Here is a 20387-nt window from a genome sequence, read left to right as displayed (position 1 = left end):
CGATCCTTTAAATCGGAAAACTATCTTGATAAACGGCATAGGACAGCTGAAGTAGTATAAAAACACTACTCAACAATAGGCATATCATCAGGTAATAAAAGTTTAGTAAATAGGGAGCATGAGCTCCCTATTTTTTAGTTCTTAGAAATTTTTGCAGAATACCCTGATGCCGTCCGCGACAGTTCAATCTCATACTTACCTGCAGCCTCAATCACTATATTTGCTCCATCTTGTTGCAAAGACGAAAGTGTGCCACCAATATTGATTGCCCAATCATCATCCATTCTGAATTTTAATTCCCCAGCAGTCAAGTTTAATGTTACTTTCCAGGTATAGATACCTTTACTGCCGACAAATTTCATGTCCGTATCACTGTCCCAGCCATCCGGAGTCGCACTACCGATAACACCCCACGTTGATTTGGACAATTCATATGTTTTCGCTTCTGAATCCATACGAATTCTATAAAAATCATCCTCAGTAACTGTGATATTTCCAGCATCGCCATCTTGTAATAAAATTCCCTCAGACGCACCTTTACCAAAAGCATCCGTCCAGTCTACATTCGTCGGCAAAAACTTGATTCCTGAACCATCAACTGTGACATATTCAAAAATTTCGAACTTTGTTTTACTTTCTTCATCGTACAGACTCATCGGAAGTGCTAACGTTGGCTCCCATCCTGCAGCTATGGAACCTCCTACCACAAACATCTGTGGATTACTCTCCGTAAATGTTATAGGTTTTGTCTTCTCTATAACCTGTCCTCCAGAAGTATAAGTTATTTTCAGCAATGCCTCTCCAATCCAGGATTTTTCATTTGGAATATCAAAATCCTTTGACAAAATAAAGGTATTGGGATCAACAGTGATATGTTCTGTAAGCAGCATTTCGCTGTCATTTACCGGACCAATCGCAAATGTAAATTCCTTAATATTATTAGCTATAAAACCAACTTTTAGTTTTTTCCCAACTTGGATAGTGGACAATGTATTTTCATTGATTGAAACGATAGGGTCATCGATACCATGTTCTACTTTTTTACAAGAAGACAAGAAGCTAAAAACCCCAATACATAAAACTAATAGTAATCGAAATATTTTAGATATTTTCATAATTTATATCATTTAAAGATTATAACCAGGATTCTGATCCAATTTATTATTATTTGCTCTAGCCCTTGCTGGGATTGGAAACAATCGTTTATATTCTTCACCAGGATTTGCAGGCTTAAACAATTGCGCATCTTCCCATTTACCAAAGCGGATCATGTCTGTTCTTCGAGTCAATTCAAATGTAAATTCCAAGGCACGCTCTTTATAGATAGCTGCCAATGTCAATGTACTTGCTGTAAAATGTTTCTCTGGATTGATAGGAAATGCACGTTTACGTACCTGATTAGCGGCGTCCACTGCTTGCGTTACACTAGCTGCTGTAGCCCCCCTTAAAACGGCCTCTGCTTTCATTAATAGCACATCTGCTAGACGGAAAACAACGACGTCATTTCCTGCATTATTACTGATTTGATTTTTATCAGGATAATATTTAATGCATCGAGCTCCAGCTAAACGCCCACCATCATCTGCCCCACCTATATCAAAATCAGAACCAGGTAACAAGTTATAAGCATATGGATCCAAAACCACATTAAGACCATTATAATCCAACGGCTGTCCCGTAGAATTATATTGCTGACCAAATAGCCATTGTTTTTTGCGATTATCCGCATTATCAAACAGATCAAAATAAGCAGGTTGAGCACTCCATCCATTCCAAGGATTAATACTCAATTCAAAAGTTTGACGATGTCCGTAATGCAACACCCGGTTAAACAAAGTATTACCTGTAGCACGAGAAGCATCATATGGAATAGAAAAAATTGGTTCAGGATTTGATGCGCCATTATCTGGTTTAAACTGTGTCAGGAAATCATTTTCTAAAGCATATTTCCCAGAATTAATCACGGCATCACTATGTTCGACCACCTTATTCCAATTCGCAGTACCACTATATACCTGTGCATTTAGATAAAGTCTTGCTAATAAAGTATGTGCAAACCACTTGGTAGGTCGACCATAAGTAGCCTCACTTTTATCCTCGCTTAAATTTGGCAGATTTTCTTCTAAATCTTGAACAACAAATTGATAAACTTCTGCTCTAGGAGTAGTTGCAGGCAACTCTGTACCTGAATCAAAACTGGTTACCAAAGGTATATTTCCATATGCATCCAACATCAAGAAATAATACCAAGCACGCATAGCCTTTATTTCAGAAATAGTCTGAGCTTTTGTTTCTGATTCTGGAGCTTTTTCTAAAACACTTAATACACGGTTACAAGTACCAATGGCATTGAATCCCCAATCCCAATTATTCTGAACCACTTCATGTGAAGCTGACCAAGTATGATAATGCATATCGCGCCATTTTCCCCCATCAAACCAATCGCCTCCTCTTGTAGGAATAATCACTTCATCGGTTCCCGCAGATTGCAGGCTGAAATAATTATCAAAGTAACCTCTAGCAGCAGTATATACAGGCCCTGTTACTGCAATAAATTGTTCCGGCGTTTTAGGAAACGTATCTTCGGTATATGCGGAATACATCTTATCGTCGAACTTTGTGCAAGACTGTCCTGCTAACAAAAACCCCGCGAATAAGAATAAATTAATTTTACTGAATCTCTTTTTCATAACTAATTGTGAATAAAGGTTAAAAAGCTAATTTTACACCTACTAAAAATGATCTTGTCTTTGGATAATAATTTCTATTATCAAGACCTGGAGCTAAACCTCCTAAACTAACCTCTGGATCGACACCTGAATATTTGGTAATCGTAAACAGGTTTTGACCAGACACATACAACCTTGCATTTTTAATATACTTTGATTCTTTCGTATCAAAAGTGTAACCCACAGTTGCATTATCCAATCGTAAGAACGAACCATCTTCAATGAATCTGCTCGAGGCAATCAATGGTGTTTCAAATATTCCTTCTTTAACAGCATCCTTAGAGATATTAGTTACATTCGCTTGTTGAAGACGACTCAAATCAGCTCTTGTGGCATTAAAAATTTTATTGCCATACATCCCACGTAGAAAGAAATTTAAATCCCATTTTTTATATTGAAAACTATTATTCCAACCGTAAGTGAATTGAGGAAGCGCCTGTCCCATGACCATATAGTCATCCGGTGCCGAAATCTGATCTTGTGTTACGAGTTCACCTGATGGTTTTTGATAAATTGTCTTTTGAGTAGTTTCATCATAACCAATATAATTAGCAACATAAAAGGTTCCCAATGCATGCCCTGGTAGAACAATAGCTGACGTTTGACCTGTCCAACCATCTAAGCCTACACCCCCTTCATAACGTTCTGACACACCAATATTTTCAATATTTGATGATAATGATCCAACTTTATTAATATTACGGGCAAAGTTGACAGTTGTATTGTATGAAAAATTACTATTGCGGTAAACGACAGCATTTAAAGTAATTTCAACACCTTTATTACTCATGCTTGCCCCATTAGCCAATAAGCGATTGAATTGGTACGGAGGCGAAGGCACATCATACTCATACAATAGATCTTTGGTTTCCTTATTATAATATTCAATGGTACCACCAAATCGACCTTTCCATAATTCAAAATCCAATCCAGCATTGAACATGGATGTACTTTCCCATTTTAAGTCGGGATTCTCATTTTGATTGACACCATAGGCATTCATCCATTTACCATTGTATAGAAATTGTCCGTTTTGAGGACCAAAAATAATAATCTGACGATAAGGATCTATATTCTGATTACCCGAGATACCATATCCTAAACGTAACTTTAATTCACTGAACAAATCCTGATCTTGCATGAAACTTTCTTTACCGATTCTCCATGCTCCAGAAATAGACGGAAATGTTGCCCATCTATTATTAACCCCGAATTTTGAAGAACCATCACGACGTACAGATGCACTCAACATATATCGATCATCATAATTATAACCAACGCGAGCATAATAAGAAATTAATAATGACTCAAGAAGATATTGTTTATTTGAGTTATCTTCCACTAAAAAAGGATTGTAACCTTCTGGCAAAGTACCTAGATTCAAATTATTTGAACCCAAATCATCGGACATAAATCCAACCGAAGACGCCCATAGGCCGTCATTATTGTTTGTTTTCTGATAAGAATAGCCAGCCAATGCATCTATATTATGACTATTAATGGAATAACTATAAGTAAGGTAAGATTCTAAAATTTTATCTATATTTTTTAAAATTGTACGTGAACCATACCCCCTACCTAATGCTTTCGAATCAAAATCTGTTCGATGCATATAGTATTTTTTATCAAATTGATTTTGTTGATACGAGATGACATTCGTCCAGGTCAATCCTTTGAAAATTGTAAGATCTGCCTTTAAACTAGCGAGTAAAGTATTATTATTCCGTTCCTCATCGCGTTGATTCAACATCGCAACTGGATTGAAATAGTTTGTTCTACCTGGTACTTGGAAATAACCATCATACGCTGCGTAACCTGCGTCATCTGAGCGTACAGGAGAGGTTGGTAAATAGCGTGCAGCACCGTTAAATATTCCATAATCAACATGGTTTGACTTATTCATACTATTGGCTATATTTAATGCCAATTTTAATCGATCGTCAAAAGCATTTTGATCAATTCCAACTCTTGCTACAACACGTTCAAGATCACTTCTCTTAACAATACCTTGATTATTGAAATAATTAACAGAAGCATTATATCGCGTACCTTCCGAGCCACCTGTTAATGATAGATTATGATTATGTGAAACCCCAGTTCTTGTTATTTCGTCCTGCCAATCGGTATCAAAACCAGTTTCAGAAGGAGCAACGGTCAAACCATTATCCATAACAAATTGCTTATGTTCAGCAGCACTTAGCACATTAACGCTATTCGCGACACGCTCAATAGCAGCATAACCACTATAAGATAAAACTGGCTTACCTGCCTTTCCACGTTTTGTCGTCACGAAAATAACACCATTTGCCGCCCTCGATCCATATATAGCAGTTGACGAGGCATCTTTCATGACATCCATGGAAACAATATCATCTGGTGCTACCAATTCAATACTTGCACCAACTACGCCATCCACAACATATAAAGGTGAAGAGCTGGCTGTTAATGATGAGGGGCCTCGTAATTGAATCGTCGATGCAGCTGTTGGGTCTCCACCTGATCTATTCACGGTCAAACCAGCAACTTTACCAGCTAATAACTGATCCGGTGAACTCACTACACCTGTATTAAATTCTTTAGGGCCTACACTAGAAATGGAACCCGTAATTTGTTTCTTCTTAGCTACACCATAACCGATGACTACGACTTCCTCTAAATCACTCGTTGTTGAGTTTAAGTTAAAGTTTAAAACATTAGCACCATTAATAATTTGAATAGACTGATCTACAGTACCATAACCAATCATATTGACCGTGACAGTCGCCTTACCAACTGGTACTTTACTAAATTGATACTCCCCGTTTTGATTTGTAGCTGTCGAGATTTGACTTCCTTTGATTAGAATGGTTGCTCCCACTAATGTTTCCCCCTTATCATCGACCACTTTACCAGAAAGTGATGAGTTTTGAGAAAAAGCATTTACCCAAAGCAACATCAGAAGACCAAAGGTCATTACAGCTTGTAATGTAAATTTGCTCATAATGTAATTGATTTAAATTTGTTTAGTTTATTAGTTTAGTTTTACTTAAAAGGTAGTATTCACCAGGTTTAATAGCAATATGATGACCTACTTCCCAGTTTAAAATTGAATGGTGCATATTATCATACCAAGTACCCGATAAAGCATTTGTTATGGAAAGGTCCCTATTCACGATATCAAAATTACCGATCACGAGTACCCTTTGACCACCAGCAGTCATAACATAATATTTCAAACCATCCTTTAAAGAGGATAGCTGTAAAGTAGCATTTCGAAAAATTGGATTTGTTTTTTTTAGACGTATCAATTTGGCATAATGGTCGAACAAACCGCTACGAGAAGCATTTTTTAAATAATCCCATTTCAAAGGTTTTTCTCCCGTTCTACCATTTTCATCAATAGAAATATCATAACCAAATTCACCAAATTGCCAAATCATTTTAGGTCCTGGACTTGTTAGTAAGAAAGTCGCAGCAGCTTTAATTCTATCTAAAGCAGTTGAAAGATTTTTAACAGAATAAGAACCAACTACATTTCCATACTGTGCATTTTTAAACTGAATACGTTCCTCATCATGAGATTCCATATAGCTAATCAAATTGGGCGTTTCAAATCCATGTGCTTCCGCAAATAATCTACTCAAGTCAGATTGAGAGGCCGTATGATAACCCATTGTGGCCTCATTGAAACTCCTATTCATATTGTTCCATAACAGCATACCTGTCGCCGCCAATTCCCGTTCTTCTTCATCTACGGCAAAATGTTCTAAAATCACATAGCAGGTAGGGTCAATTGTTTTTAGATAATTATGATAATCTTTCCAGATTGCAATTCGACCAGCATCATAAGCTGACCATGAAGCAACATCATCCCCTGAAACACCTGTATTTTTCTGTGTAAATCCTTTTGATAAGTCGAATCGAAAACCATCTATTTTAAATTCAACCATCCAATACTTCAAGACATCCTTAACAAAATCTTGTGTGTATGCACTTTCATGATTGAAATCATATCCAACATTATAAGGATGACGCGCTTGCATATTAAACCAAATGTTACTAGACGAAGTCGTAATGTTTTCAAAATATAGCTGAGCAAGCGGAGACTGCCCAAATGCATGGTTCAAGACCACATCAACAATAACGGCGATTCCTTGCAAATGCAGATTGTCAACCAAACTTTTTAGTTCATTTTCACGGCCATAATATTTGTCCAAAGCCAAATGAAAAGAAGGATTATAACCCCAACTGGAATTTCCTTCACTTTCTTGAATAGGCAGCAATTCTACTGCATTAATTCCCAACCGTTTCAAATAAGGAATCGAATCACGAATTGACAAAAAATCGTGTGCCATGGAAAAATCACGAGTAAGCAATTCGTATATCACTAAATCATATGGATTTGGTTTAATGAAATTCTGAACTTTCCAACGATATTCCTCATTATTTAAGTCCAATACACTCACATTACCCGCTGTATTTTCTTTAGGATAGGAAGGCAAATAAGCAATTGATTTCCCTATACTGCCATCATAAACTGGATCTAAAATAATATGACTATAAGGATCTGCTATCTTGAATTGACCGTCTATTAAAAATTGGTAAGTATGCTTTTTTGAAAAGTCCAAATCTGTTAAAGTAAGCCACCAAGTATCGCCATTGGGTGTTTGCTTCAAGACATACTTTGATTCAACCTGGTAATTATTAAAACTACCCAACAAGAAAACATTCAACTTCCCTGGAGCTGTTAGGGCAAAAGTTACAGCTTTACTTTGCTTATCGATAGTTATACCGTTTTTATTGGCATGCAAAGGCAATTCTGCAATTTCAGGCTTATCATTAACAAAGACTTGAATCTGCTCTTCAAAAGTACTTCCATTAGCCTCAATCCGTGCAGTAATAATATGAAAACCAAGCTTCCCAAATTTACATGTAAACGTATGTTTTAATACGTCATTTACACTTTCCTGTACTACATTATCAATCCGAATAGAAAGTTTCCCTCTTATATTAGACAAGACATCTATAGCCAATTCTTCGTTTAACATATATGACTCTTTCTCCGTTGTTAAAATATAGGTCGGCTGCGTATTGGGCTGTAAAAATACAAGCGCAGCTTTATTTTTCAGCGCTACTGGTATATAGATATCAGATCCATCCTTATTTCTTTGCACTAAAGTACCTGCAGCATTTCGTATCAATAGCGCAATTTTAAAAACTTCACTTCCATTAATACCTTTAAAAATCTGCGTGGGGTTAATGGTTATTGAATAGCTACCATTAGGTTGACGATTGAGTTTATAAGCTTCTATATTTTTAGACCAATCTGTAGCAACTTCCTTCCAATCATGCTCATCTTTACTTCCTGTTGTAATGAGACCGATATGTAGGTATAAAGATTCATTTTCAGAAACTAGCGCACGATTACCTTTATTTAAATCAAAAAACAACGTAATCGATTCATCCCAATAATTAAATAGTTGATTTGTGGTTGCTAAACCTATATCATTTGGTGCTACCTCCTCTACTGTTGTTTCAGATGAGGGATTGTTTTTTTTACAACCAAAAAACACGATCGATACACTAAAAAATAGGGAAATAAAATAATGTTTCATAACTATCTATAATTGGTTGCAACATCACTGGGAACGTTCCCATTATTTAGTTCAAATAATGGCTCATTCTATAAAATATACTATAAATTAAACAGTAAAATCTTGTTACAATTGGCTGCATTATACTGGGAACGTTCCCAATATTTATCTAAGATAAAAAGCTAAAGAGTTAAATCCAAACTTTTTAGTAACTTTTTTTACTCGATTTTTGAAAAATTAATGAAGAATCGAGATAAGTAATCTCTTGATTAGTGAAGATAAACGGTTTAGCAATTAATTGGCAAAGGTATTCTGTTGCCATCTTTCCCATTTCATATGCTGGTTGTTTAACAACACTTAAGGCAGGTTCAATGAGGTCTGCTATATCTAAACATGAAAAACAAATCAGTTTTAACTCGGAGGGAATCAATATACCTTCATTCTTGGCAACACGCATAGCTGATATTGCCAAACGTTCAACTGAAGCAAGTAACCCATCAGGTTTTTGTATACGATAAAGATTTCTAATATCTTCCATATTGCCTTCCGGCTCATTTACCGTATCTAGGATTAAATTTGAATCGAAGGGAATTTGATATTTCTCTAAAGCGGCCCTGTAGCCAGCCATACGTATTTTACCAATAGAAACGTTTTGATTGATCACTAAATAAGCTATGCGCTTACAATCATTTTCGATGAGATGTTCCGTAGCTAAGAAGCTCGCTTCAAAATCATTACCTGTCACAAATGGAGTGTATACATCATCATAAGTTCTATCAAAAAAAACGATAGGTAAGTCATTATCCTTTAAAACCTGAAGATGGCTATGATCATGTCCTTCGCCGGATGCAGACATAACAACCCCATCTACTCGACCATTGATTAATGAACGTATAATAGAGGCTTCTTTGTCTACACGATGATCTGTTACATAAATTAAGGTATGATAATTTTTCGATCTAGCGACCAATTCGATTCCTTTAATAGCTTGGCTAAAGAATTTATTACCAAATTCAGGAATAATAATAGCAATGGTATTGCTTTTATTAGCTCTTAGGTTACTGGCATACATATTAGGCGAGAAGCCTAATTCATCGGCCATTTTCAAAATACGTGCCTTAGTATTTGGATTAATATCATTGCCATCCCTAAAAGCTCGAGATACTGTTGATTTGGATAATCCCAATCGTTCTGCTAGTTCTATAATCGTTATCTGTGACATTATTGCTGAAATAAAGGCATTCCAAATATAGAACAAATTTAGCAGTTTAAGCTAGCCTATAACACAAAAAAGGCAACCTTCTAACTCCCAGTATTTACGACTACATACGACATAACATCGACTGTAGTGTGATGTCCGGTCCAGTGGTGCTGTCCCCCAGAAAATACGGAACACAAAAAAGCCCTTGCTGTACTGCAAGGGCTTCTGTATAAAAAAAGGCACCGACCTACTCTCCCACCTGTTACGGCAATACCATCGGCTCTGGCGGGCTTGACTTCTCTGTTCGGAATGGGAAGAGGTAGACACCGCCGATATAGGCACCTAAAATAAGGTTATCAGAATATAGAAACAATATCCATAAGGGATAAAGCGACCATCCGATCTATAGACAATTGAAAGAAAAACTAAAAGAGGAAGACAACAGTGTCTGCGTTGCTTGAGAAAGCTTCGGGTGATTAGTATTGCTCAGCTATGGTATCTCTACCTTTACACCTGCAACCTATCGACGTAGTAGTCTTCTACGGCCCTATAAGGAAGTCTCATCTCGTGGCTAGTTTCGCACTTAGATGCTTTCAGCGCTTATCTATTCCCGACGTAGCTACCCAGCCGTACACCTGGCGGCATAACTGGTTTACCAGCGGTCAGTCCATCCCGGTCCTCTCGTACTAAGGACAGATCCACTCAAACTTCCAACGCCCACAACAGATAGGGACCGAACTGTCTCGCGACGTTCTGAACCCAGCTCGCGTGCCACTTTAATGGGCGAACAGCCCAACCCTTGGGACCTTCTCCAGCCCCAGGATGTGACGAGCCGACATCGAGGTGCCAAACCTCCCCGTCGATATGAGCTCTTGGGGGAGATCAGCCTGTTATCCCCAGCGTACCTTTTATCCTTTGAGCGATGGCCCTTCCATACAGAACCACCGGATCACTATGTCCGTCTTTCGACCCTGTTCGACTTGTTGGTCTCACAGTCAAGCAAGCTTATGCCATTGCACTCCTCGTACGGTTACCAAGCGTACTGAGCTTACCTTTGAAAGCCTCCGTTACCTTTTTGGAGGCGACCACCCCAGTCAAACTACCCACCAAACAATGTCCTCGATATAACCGAGTTAGAAACCGGATACAGAAAGGGCGGTATTTCAAGGTTGATTCCATGACTCCTAGCGAAGCCACTTCAACATCTCCCGCCTATCCTACACATCCTGTACCCAATTCCAATGTTAAGCTATAGTGAAGGTGCATGGGGTCTTTCCGTCCCGTTGCGGGTAATCGGCGTCTTCACCGATACCACAATTTCACCGAGCTCATGGCTGAGACAGCGCCCAGATCGTTACACCATTCGTGCAGGTCGGAACTTACCCGACAAGGAATTTCGCTACCTTAGGACCGTTATAGTTACGGCCGCCGTTTACTGGGGCTTCGATTCAATGCTTCTCTTACGATGACATCCCCTCTTAACCTTCCAGCACCGGGCAGGTGTCAGGCCTTATACTTCATCTTTCGATTTTGCAAAGCCATATGTTTTTGTTAAACAGTCGCCTGGGCCTTTTCACTGCGGCTTCTCCATTGCTGGAGGAAGCGCCCCTTCTCCCGAAGTTACAGGGCCATTTTGCCGAGTTCCTTAGCCATGATTCACTCGAGCACCTTAGGATTCTCTCCTCGACTACCTGTGTCGGTTTACGGTACGGGTTTTTATAACCTGAAGCTTAGCGGGTTTTCTTGGAAGTCTGTTTACCTGCTCTATCAACGCCGCCGAAGCTTTGCTGTACTATTGGGTTTCAGCAGGGTCGGCGGATTTGCCTACCGTCCCTATACCTACGCCTTTCAACGAACTATTCCGTCAGTTCGCGGCAGTGTCACTACTCCGTCACCACATCGCAGTTATAAAAAGTACTGGAATATTGACCAGTTGTCCATCGGCTTGCTCCCTTCGGATGCGCCTTAGGCCCCGACTAACCCTGATCCGATTAGCGTTGATCAGGAAACCTTAGTCTTTCGGTGGGCGGGTTTCTCACCCGCCTTATCGTTACTTATGCCTACATTTGCTTTTCTATACACTCCACGACCCATTACCAGATCGCTTCACCGTAAATAGAATGCTCCCCTACCAGATGTATCTAATGATACAAATCCATAGCTTCGGTAATACACTTGATGCCCGTTTATTATCCACGCCCGGCCGCTCGACTAGTGAGCTGTTACGCACTCTTTAAATGAATGGCTGCTTCCAAGCCAACATCCTAGCTGTCTAGGCAACCGGACCTCGTTAGTTCAACTTAGCGTATATTTAGGGACCTTAGCTGATGGTCTGGGTTCTTTCCCTCTCGGCCTTGGACCTTAGCACCCAAAGCCTCACTGCCGGCCATATCTTATAGCATTCGGAGTTCGTCTGGATTTGGTAGGATTTGACTCCCCCGCACCCAATCGGTAGCTCTACCTCTATAAGACTCTATGCCGACGCTGTTCCTAAAAACATTTCGGGGAGTACGAGCTATTTCCCAGTTTGATTAGCCTTTCACCCCTACCCTCAGGTCATCCGAAAACTTTTCAACGTTTATCGGTTCGGTCCTCCATTACATGTTACTGCAACTTCAACCTGCCCAAGGGTAGATCACAAGGTTTCGCGTCTACCTCATCTGACTATGCGCCCTATTAAGACTCGCTTTCGCTTCGGCTGCGTGGCTGAACCACTTAACCTTGCCAGACAAGAGTAACTCGTAGGCTCATTATGCAAAAGGCACGCCGTCACTGCACCTGGCAGCTCCGACCGCTTGTAAGCACACGGTTTCAGGTTCTTTTCACTCCTCTGTTCGAGGTTCTTTTCACCTTTCCCTCACGGTACTAGTTCACTATCGGTCTCTCAGGAGTATTTAGCCTTATCAGATGGTGCTGACAGATTCCCACAGGGCGTCTCCGACCCCGCGGTACTCAGGGTACTGCTAGGCTAGCATTCTATACGTGTACCGGGCTATCACCGTCTATAGCTGGGCTTCCCATCCCATTCCACTTCTGTTTGCTAATGCCACATCGCAGCCCTACAACCCCACTGATGCCGTAACATCAATGGTTTGGGCTCTTTCCCGTTCGCTCGCCACTACTTGGGAAATCATTATTATTTTCTTCTCCTACGCCTACTTAGATGTTTCAGTTCAGCGCGTTCGCGTATTATACAACATACCTTCAGTATGCTAGGTTGCCCCATTCGGAAATCTTCGGATCGAACTCACATTTGCTGATCCCCGAAGCTTATCGCAGCTTATCACGTCCTTCATCGCCTCTGAGAGCCTAGGCATCCCCCGTGTGCCCTTATTTACTTTCTTCACCTCATAGCCCTTTTGCTACTATGGGTTGCTTTTTGATATATATAACCATGATGCTACGCATTAATCCGTTCGGCCTTGACCGAGGGTCTTCATAATACATCGAGCACATCACAGTATTGTCTCTACTGTTGTCTTCTCTTGTAATTTTTTTCTTTCAATATGTCAAAGAACTCTTTGTCGCCCTTATCATGAACACAATATCTTGGTGTTCGGGCAGACCTGTGGAGAATATCGGAGTCGAACCGATGACCCCCTGCGTGCAAGGCAGGTGCTCTAGCCAGCTGAGCTAATTCCCCGTATCGTTTTATGGTAGTCCCGAGCAGATTTGAACTGCTGACCCCTACATTATCAGTGTAGTGCTCTAACCAACTGAGCTACGGGACTAGCTTATCATTCTCTCTCTGGACCATCCTACAGGGATGGGCACATTTCTTCAAATGTTTCTTTTTGTTTCTAAAATATAAATCATGTGTATACGTAACGAGCTTCAATCTTGAATGCTCTAGAAAGGAGGTATTCCAGCCGCACCTTCCGGTACGGCTACCTTGTTACGACTTAGCCCCAATTATCGGTTTTACCCTAACACGCTCCTTGCGGTTACATGCTTTAGGTACCCCCAACTTTCATGGCTTGACGGGCGGTGTGTACAAGGCCCGGGAACGTATTCACCGCGTCATTGCTGATACGCGATTACTAGCGAATCCAACTTCATGAGGTCGAGTTGCAGACCTCAATCCGAACTGTGAATGGCTTTTAGAGATTAGCATCATATTGCTATGTAGCTGCCCGCTGTACCATCCATTGTAGCACGTGTGTAGCCCCGGACGTAAGGGCCATGATGACTTGACGTCGTCCCCACCTTCCTCACTGTTTGCACAGGCAGTCTGTTTAGAGTCCCCGACATAACTCGCTGGCAACTAAACATAGGGGTTGCGCTCGTTGCGGGACTTAACCCAACACCTCACGGCACGAGCTGACGACAGCCATGCAGCACCTAGTTTCGTGTCCCGAAGGACTGATCCGTCTCTGGATCATTCACTAACTTTCAAGCCCGGGTAAGGTTCCTCGCGTATCATCGAATTAAACCACATGCTCCTCCGCTTGTGCGGGCCCCCGTCAATTCCTTTGAGTTTCAATCTTGCGACCGTACTCCCCAGGTGGATAACTTAACGCTTTCGCTTGGACGCTTACTGTGTATCGCAAACATCGAGTTATCATCGTTTAGGGCGTGGACTACCAGGGTATCTAATCCTGTTTGATCCCCACGCTTTCGTGCATCAGCGTCAATGCTAACTTAGTGAGCTGCCTTCGCAATCGGAGTTCTAAGACATATCTATGCATTTCACCGCTACTTGTCTTATTCCGCCCACTTCAAATAGATTCAAGTCCTACAGTATCAAAGGCACTGCGACAGTTAAGCTGCCGTCTTTCACCACTGACTTATAGGACCGCCTACGCACCCTTTAAACCCAATAAATCCGGATAACGCTTGGATCCTCCGTATTACCGCGGCTGCTGGCACGGAGTTAGCCGATCCTTATTCTTCAGGTACATTCAGCTACTTACACGTAAGTAGGTTTATTCCCTGACAAAAGCAGTTTACAACCCATAGGGCAGTCATCCTGCACGCGGCATGGCTGGTTCAGAGTTGCCTCCATTGACCAATATTCCTTACTGCTGCCTCCCGTAGGAGTCTGGTCCGTGTCTCAGTACCAGTGTGGGGGATTCTCCTCTCAGAGCCCCTAGACATCGTAGCCTTGGTGAGCCGTTACCTCTCCAACTAGCTAATGTCACGCGAGCCCATCCATATCCTATGAATATTTGATCAGAAAATGATGCCATTCTCTGATGTTATGCGGTGTTAATCTCTCTTTCGAGAGGCTATCCCCCAGATATGGGTAGGTTGCTCACGCGTTACGCACCCGTGCGCCACTCTCATCAGAACTAAGCAAGCTTAGTCCTGAATCCCGTCCGACTTGCATGTATTAGGCCTGCCGCTAGCGTTCATCCTGAGCCAGGATCAAACTCTCCATTGTAAAATGAAGTGTAAGATCAAGACTATTTATAATAAATAGAATTGTCTTGTATTTTATTTCTGATTCTAAAATTGAACAGGTTGTTTTTTTTAACTTTCGTCGTTTCTCAACACTACTCGTTACGTTACATGATTATATTTTTAAAGAACTTTTTTCGCTTCCGCATCTCGCTTCGGCTATATGATGTCGGCATTGCGCCGTTATCGATCTTGTTTTGATTCCCTTCGTTTCCGTTGGGACTGCAAAGGTAGAGATCTTTTTGGTATATCCAAAATAAATGTGAAAATTTATTTTTGGAGACCTTTTCGATTTCTGCGTCTAAATAACATAGACCCTCTTTTTTTCAGTGTCAGCCCTTTCGAACCGACCGTTCCTCCCTTGCGGAGTGGTGCAAAGATAGACCATTTTTATAATCACTTCCAAACGTTTTCTTGCTTATTTATTGAGAAAGGGGGTAACTTGCTGTATCATTGGATGATTGATTTCAATCCTCATTATTAATCCGTATTTTCTCAGTACTTAAATAGGATTAAAACCATTCTTTACCTTTTAAAATGCGGCTTACTCCATTCCCTAATTTTACGCTTTAAATATGAATCTATATTCATCTACTAATCGTACAGGTATTAAAAACGGTCACATGCAGTAACAATAATAGTCTAAAAAATAAAAACTTCCTTTAAAATGGGACTATGATTATAAAATGCTTATATATTTTCCATGCATCAGACTTAAAAAAAAGGTCCAGAACAATCTAATCCTTGTATATTCTTAATTATTTTCTCTTTTATTATGAATAAAAGAGAAAATAATTAAAGCATGACCTCCCCTAGCTAGCTATTTTTGTCATATATGATACCGTATTATAGATAAAGACCACCTACACTTAGCTAACATACAAGCCTATCATTTCTAAATCGGATAAAAATCAAAAATACACCTGCCACAAACAATAGGATCCATCATAGTAACTACTATAAAGCAGTATCAAGAGATGTTCAGACAGCAGAAATCATCTGTTGAAGATAACGTACGAACAAATATAAAGATGACAATACAGCATTTGAAAAGAAGGGCTACAATGTGTTCCAAAACAAAAAAGGGTTGCAGATAAAATCTGCAACCCTTTTTGTTATTTTAAGAATTATTAATCTTCTTCTTTAGAAGCTAATAATTGATCGTATTCTTCACGAGAACCAACGATAATACTACTGTACTGACGAAGACCTGTACCTGAAGGGATCAAGTGACCCACAATTACGTTCTCTTTCAATCCTAATAAATTATCACGCTTACCTGCAATAGCCGCTTCGTTCAAGACTTTAGTTGTCTCTTGGAATGATGCTGCTGAGATAAATGATTTTGTTCCTAAGGAAGCTCTAGTGATACCTTGCAATAAAGGACTAGAAGTTGCAGGAATTGCATCTCTAACCTCTACTAATTTAAGATCACGGCGTCTCAAGCTAGAGTTTTCTTCACGTAATTTACGTAACGAAACAATCTGACCAGGACGTAAGTCATTAGAATCACCCGATTCAACAACGACTTTTTTGTCATATAATGAATCATTTTCTTCCATGAAATCCCATTTGTTAACAGCTTCTTTTTCTAAGAAACGTGTATCTCCTGGATCCTCGATATTAACTTTTTGCATCATTTGGTGAACAATCGTTTCAAAGTGCTTATCATTGATTTTCACACCTTGAAGACGGTAGACCTCTTGGATACCATTTACAATATAATGCTGTACTGCTGAAGGACCTTTGATTGATAAGATATCTGCTGGAGAAATCGAACCATCTGATAAAGGCATACCTGCTTTGATAAAGTCATTATCCTGAACTAAAATATGCTTAGAAAGTGGAACTAGGTATCTTTTAATTTGACCATCACGAGACTCAATAGAAATCTCACGGTTACCACGTTTAACACCACCTAAAGTTACAACACCATCAATTTCCGTTACAACAGCTGGATTAGAAGGGTTACGTGCTTCAAATAATTCCGTTACACGAGGTAGACCCCCTGTAATATCTCGAGTTTTACCTGTAGAACGAGGAATCTTAACTAAGATACCACCTTCTTTTACAGTTACACCATCCGATACCGAAACGTGAGCTCCTACTGGAATATTATAGGTACGAATTACTTCCCCTTTTTTATCCATAATCTTGATAGCAGGGTTTTTCGTTTTATCACGAGTTTCAATAATTACTTTCTCTTTGTGACCAGTTTGCTCATCTGATTCTTCGCGGAAAGTAACACCTTCAACGATTGCATCAAATTCAACTTTACCGGCAAACTCAGAGATAATAACAGCATTATATGGATCCCATGCTACTAACTTATCACCTTTAGCTACTTGATTTCCTTCTTCAACGAATAATTGGGAACCGTATGGGATATTTTGTTGGAATACAACTTTTCTCGTTTCATCCAAAATTTTAATCTCACCAGAACGACCCAATACTACTTGATGTGTACCATCTTCACCTTCTTGTGATACTGTACGTAAGTTTTCAAACTCAACCGTACCAGCATATTTAGAAGAAATCTGAGACTCATTGGCAATGTTAGATGCCGTACCACCGACGTGGAACGTACGAAGCGTTAACTGTGTACCTGGCTCACCAATTGATTGTGCTGCAATTACTCCGACAGCTTCACCCAATTGAACACGTTTACCAGATGCTAAGTTACGACCGTAACAAGAAGCACATACCCCACGTTTACACTCACAAGTCAATACTGTACGAATCTCGATACCTTCAATACCTGAAGCTTCGATACGTTCAGCAGTAGCTTCTTCAATATCTTCATTTTCAGAAACAAGTAACTCACCTGTTTCAGGATCATATACATTGTATAAGGATACACGACCTAAAATACGGTCATATAACGGTTCTACAACATCATCATTATCTTTTAATGCAGTCGTGTAAATACCTCTTAAACCACCACAATCTTGAATCATGACAATCATATCTTGTGCCACATCATGTAAACGACGTGTTAAGTAACCCGCATCGGCAGTTTTCAATGCCGTATCGGCAAGACCCTTACGAGCACCGTGGGTAGAGATAAAGTATTCTAATACTGAAAGTCCTTCTTTAAAGTTTGATAAAATCGGGTTTTCAATAATTTCACCACCTGCTGAACCTGATTTCTGAGGTTTAGCCATCAAACCACGCATACCACACAACTGACGAATTTGCTCTTTCGAACCACGCGCTCCAGAATCAAGCATCATATATACTGAGTTGAAACCTTGATTGTCATTCGATAAGATATCCATTACGTGTGATGTCAACTTATTGTTGATACGTGTCCAAATATCGATGATTTGATTATAACGTTCGTTGTTTGTAATGAAACCCATATTATAGTTACCCATTACATCTTCAACTTCGTTAGTAGCTTGTTGAATTAAATCAGTTTTAGCGGCAGGAATATTCAAATCTTGCAAGTTGAACGATAAACCACCTGTAAAAGCTGTTTGGAAACCTAATTCTTTCATATCATCCAAGAACTGCGCAGCACGAGCCATACCCGTAGTTTTTACAATTTCTCCAATGATATTACGCAAAGATTTCTTTGTCAATAACTCGTTGATAAAACCCACTTCATGAGGAACAACTTGGTTGAATATAACACGACCAACTGTTGTATCAATTAATGCATCAACGATATTACCTTCTTTATTTCTGATCTTAGTTTTTACCTTGATAAAAGCATGCGTATCAATTTTCTTCTCATTTAAAGCGATAATAACCTCTTCAGAAGAGTAGAAAGTCATTCCTTCACCATGTACAATTTGCTCTTCAGTACTTTTACGGCCTTTAGTAATGTAATAAAGACCCAAAACCATATCCTGAGAAGGTACAGTTACTGGAGAACCATTTGCAGGGTTAAGAATATTATGTGCAGCTAACATCAATACTTGGGCTTCCAAAACTGCAGCATTACCTAAAGGTAAGTGGACTGCCATCTGGTCACCATCAAAATCCGCGTTAAATGCTGTACACACTAATGGGTGTAATTGAATTGCTTTTCCCTCTACTAATGTAGGTTGGAAAGCTTGAATACCCAATCTGTGTAACGTAGGAGCACGGTTTAATAATACCGGGTGACCTTTCAACACGTTTTCTAAAATATCCCAAACAACTGGATCTTTACGATCAACAATTTTCTTGGCTGATTTTACAGTTTTCACGATACCACGCTCAATCATCTTACGAATGATAAACGGTTTGTAAAGTTCTGCTGCCATATCTTTAGGGATACCACACTCATGTAATTTCAAGTGAGGTCCAACGACGATTACCGAACGAGCCGAATAATCCACACGTTTACCCAATAAGTTTTGACGGAAACGACCTTGTTTACCTTTTAAAATATCAGACAATGATTTCAACGCACGGTTACCTTCAGTTTTCACTGCGTTAACTTTACGTGAGTTATCGAATAATGAATCGACAGCCTCTTGTAACATACGTTTCTCATTACGTAAAATTACTTCTGGAGCTTTGATTTCAATTAAACGTTTCAAACGGTTATTACGGATAATAACACGACGGTATAAATCATTTAAATCTGAAGTCGCAAAACGACCACCATCTAAAGGCACTAATGGACGCAATTCCGGTGGAATAATCGGAACGATTTTAACAATCATCCACTCCGGACGATTCTCAATACGATCTCTTGAACCACGGAATGCTTCTACAACGTGAAGACGCTTTAAAGCCTCATTTTTACGTTGTTGAGAAGTTTCGTTAGCCGCTTGGTGACGTAAATCATAAGATAATTTATCTAAATCAATACGTTTCAACAACTCTTCTAACGCTTCAGCACCCATTTTAGCAACGAATTTCTGAGGATCGTTGTCATCTAAATATTGGTTTTCTTTAGGTAAAGTATCTAAAATATCTAAATATTCTTCTTCAGTCAAGAAGTCCATGTAGTTGATACCATCATCCTCTTTAATACCAGCCTGAATAACTACATATCTTTCGTAGTAGATAATCATGTCTAGTCTCTTAGTAGGAAGACCTAATAAATAACCAATTTTATTTGGAAGAGAACGGAAATACCAGATATGTGCAACAGGAACCACTAATGAAATGTGTCCCATACGCTCACGACGTACTTTTTTCTCCGTAACTTCAACACCACAACGGTCACATACGATACCTTTATAACGGATACGTTTGTATTTACCACAGTGACATTCATAATCCTTTACAGGACCAAAGATACGCTCACAGAATAAACCATCACGTTCTGGTTTGTAGGTACGATAGTTAATCGTCTCCGGTTTTACAACTTCACCACTAGAACGCTCTAAGATTGTTTCTGGAGATGCCAAGCTTACAGTAATTGATGTAAAGTTGCTTTTAATTTTATTATCTTTTTTGTAAGACATACTTATTCAAAAGTTAAAGCTTTATAAAGAAGTTTTAGTGACCATAGTAGCCACTAAAACTCTATCTTTTGCTTAA

At 39.6% G+C, this 20387-nt stretch carries 6 protein-coding genes, 2 tRNA genes and 3 rRNA genes; all 11 read right to left on the bottom strand.

Features of this window, described 5'->3' with window-relative positions:
• Positions 1-134 precede the first annotated feature (134 nt).
• The 11 genes from KO02_RS22685 to rpoC all read right to left on the bottom strand — a co-directional run bounded on the left by KO02_RS22685 (position 135) and on the right by rpoC (position 20311).
• Positions 135-1115, bottom strand: a complete 981-nt coding sequence (locus KO02_RS22685) for a SusF/SusE family outer membrane protein (RefSeq protein WP_051959755.1) — start codon at positions 1113-1115, stop codon at positions 135-137.
• Positions 1116-1127: 12 nt separating this feature from the next.
• Complete coding sequence (locus tag KO02_RS04115; RefSeq protein ID WP_038696069.1) at positions 1128-2690, bottom strand: RagB/SusD family nutrient uptake outer membrane protein; 1563 nt, start codon at positions 2688-2690, stop codon at positions 1128-1130.
• A 19-nt stretch (positions 2691-2709) separates the two neighbouring features.
• Complete coding sequence (locus KO02_RS04110) at positions 2710-5709, bottom strand: SusC/RagA family TonB-linked outer membrane protein (protein ID WP_051959753.1); 3000 nt, start codon at positions 5707-5709, stop codon at positions 2710-2712.
• A gap of 22 nt (positions 5710-5731) precedes the next feature.
• Entirely contained in the window at positions 5732-8323 is a 2592-nt protein-coding gene (locus tag KO02_RS04105; RefSeq protein ID WP_038696067.1) for an alpha-amylase family glycosyl hydrolase, read from the bottom strand.
• A gap of 184 nt (positions 8324-8507) precedes the next feature.
• Positions 8508-9524 carry a LacI family DNA-binding transcriptional regulator gene (locus KO02_RS04100; protein ID WP_038696065.1) on the bottom strand — a complete coding sequence of 339 codons (1017 nt, stop codon included), beginning with the start codon at positions 9522-9524 and terminating at the stop codon, positions 8508-8510.
• A gap of 213 nt (positions 9525-9737) precedes the next feature.
• Positions 9738-9849: ribosomal RNA gene (rrf, locus tag KO02_RS04095) — 5S ribosomal RNA — on the bottom strand.
• Positions 9850-9960: 111 nt separating this feature from the next.
• Positions 9961-12847 (bottom strand): 23S ribosomal RNA (locus KO02_RS04090).
• Between the two features lie 225 nt (positions 12848-13072).
• Positions 13073-13146, bottom strand: a tRNA-Ala gene (locus tag KO02_RS04085).
• Positions 13147-13157: 11 nt separating this feature from the next.
• A tRNA-Ile gene (locus KO02_RS04080) sits at positions 13158-13234 on the bottom strand.
• Between the two features lie 122 nt (positions 13235-13356).
• A 16S ribosomal RNA gene (locus KO02_RS04075) occupies positions 13357-14886 on the bottom strand.
• Together the 16S, 23S and 5S rRNA genes with 2 tRNA genes alongside form the textbook arrangement of a ribosomal RNA operon.
• A 1147-nt stretch (positions 14887-16033) precedes the next feature.
• Positions 16034-20311, bottom strand: coding sequence for a DNA-directed RNA polymerase subunit beta' (gene rpoC, locus KO02_RS04070; protein WP_038696063.1), 4278 nt, complete (start codon positions 20309-20311; stop codon positions 16034-16036).
• Positions 20312-20387: the final 76 nt, after the last annotated feature.

The organism is Sphingobacterium sp. ML3W (assembly GCF_000747525.1).
GTDB lineage: Bacteria > Bacteroidota > Bacteroidia > Sphingobacteriales > Sphingobacteriaceae > Sphingobacterium.
This window is presented reverse-complemented; position numbering and strand designations above follow the sequence as displayed.

Excerpts from the sequence above, each read along its gene's own strand:
- KO02_RS22685 (WP_051959755.1), bottom strand. The coding sequence starts at position 1,115 with ATGAAAATATCTAAAATATTTCGATTACTATTAGTTTTATGTATTGGG.
- KO02_RS04115 (WP_038696069.1), bottom strand. The coding sequence starts at position 2,690 with ATGAAAAAGAGATTCAGTAAAATTAATTTATTCTTATTCGCGGGGTTT.
- KO02_RS04110 (WP_051959753.1), bottom strand. The coding sequence starts at position 5,709 with ATGAGCAAATTTACATTACAAGCTGTAATGACCTTTGGTCTTCTGATG.
- KO02_RS04105 (WP_038696067.1), bottom strand. The coding sequence starts at position 8,323 with ATGAAACATTATTTTATTTCCCTATTTTTTAGTGTATCGATCGTGTTT.
- KO02_RS04100 (WP_038696065.1), bottom strand. The coding sequence starts at position 9,524 with ATGTCACAGATAACGATTATAGAACTAGCAGAACGATTGGGATTATCC.
- rpoC (WP_038696063.1), bottom strand. The coding sequence starts at position 20,311 with ATGTCTTACAAAAAAGATAATAAAATTAAAAGCAACTTTACATCAATT.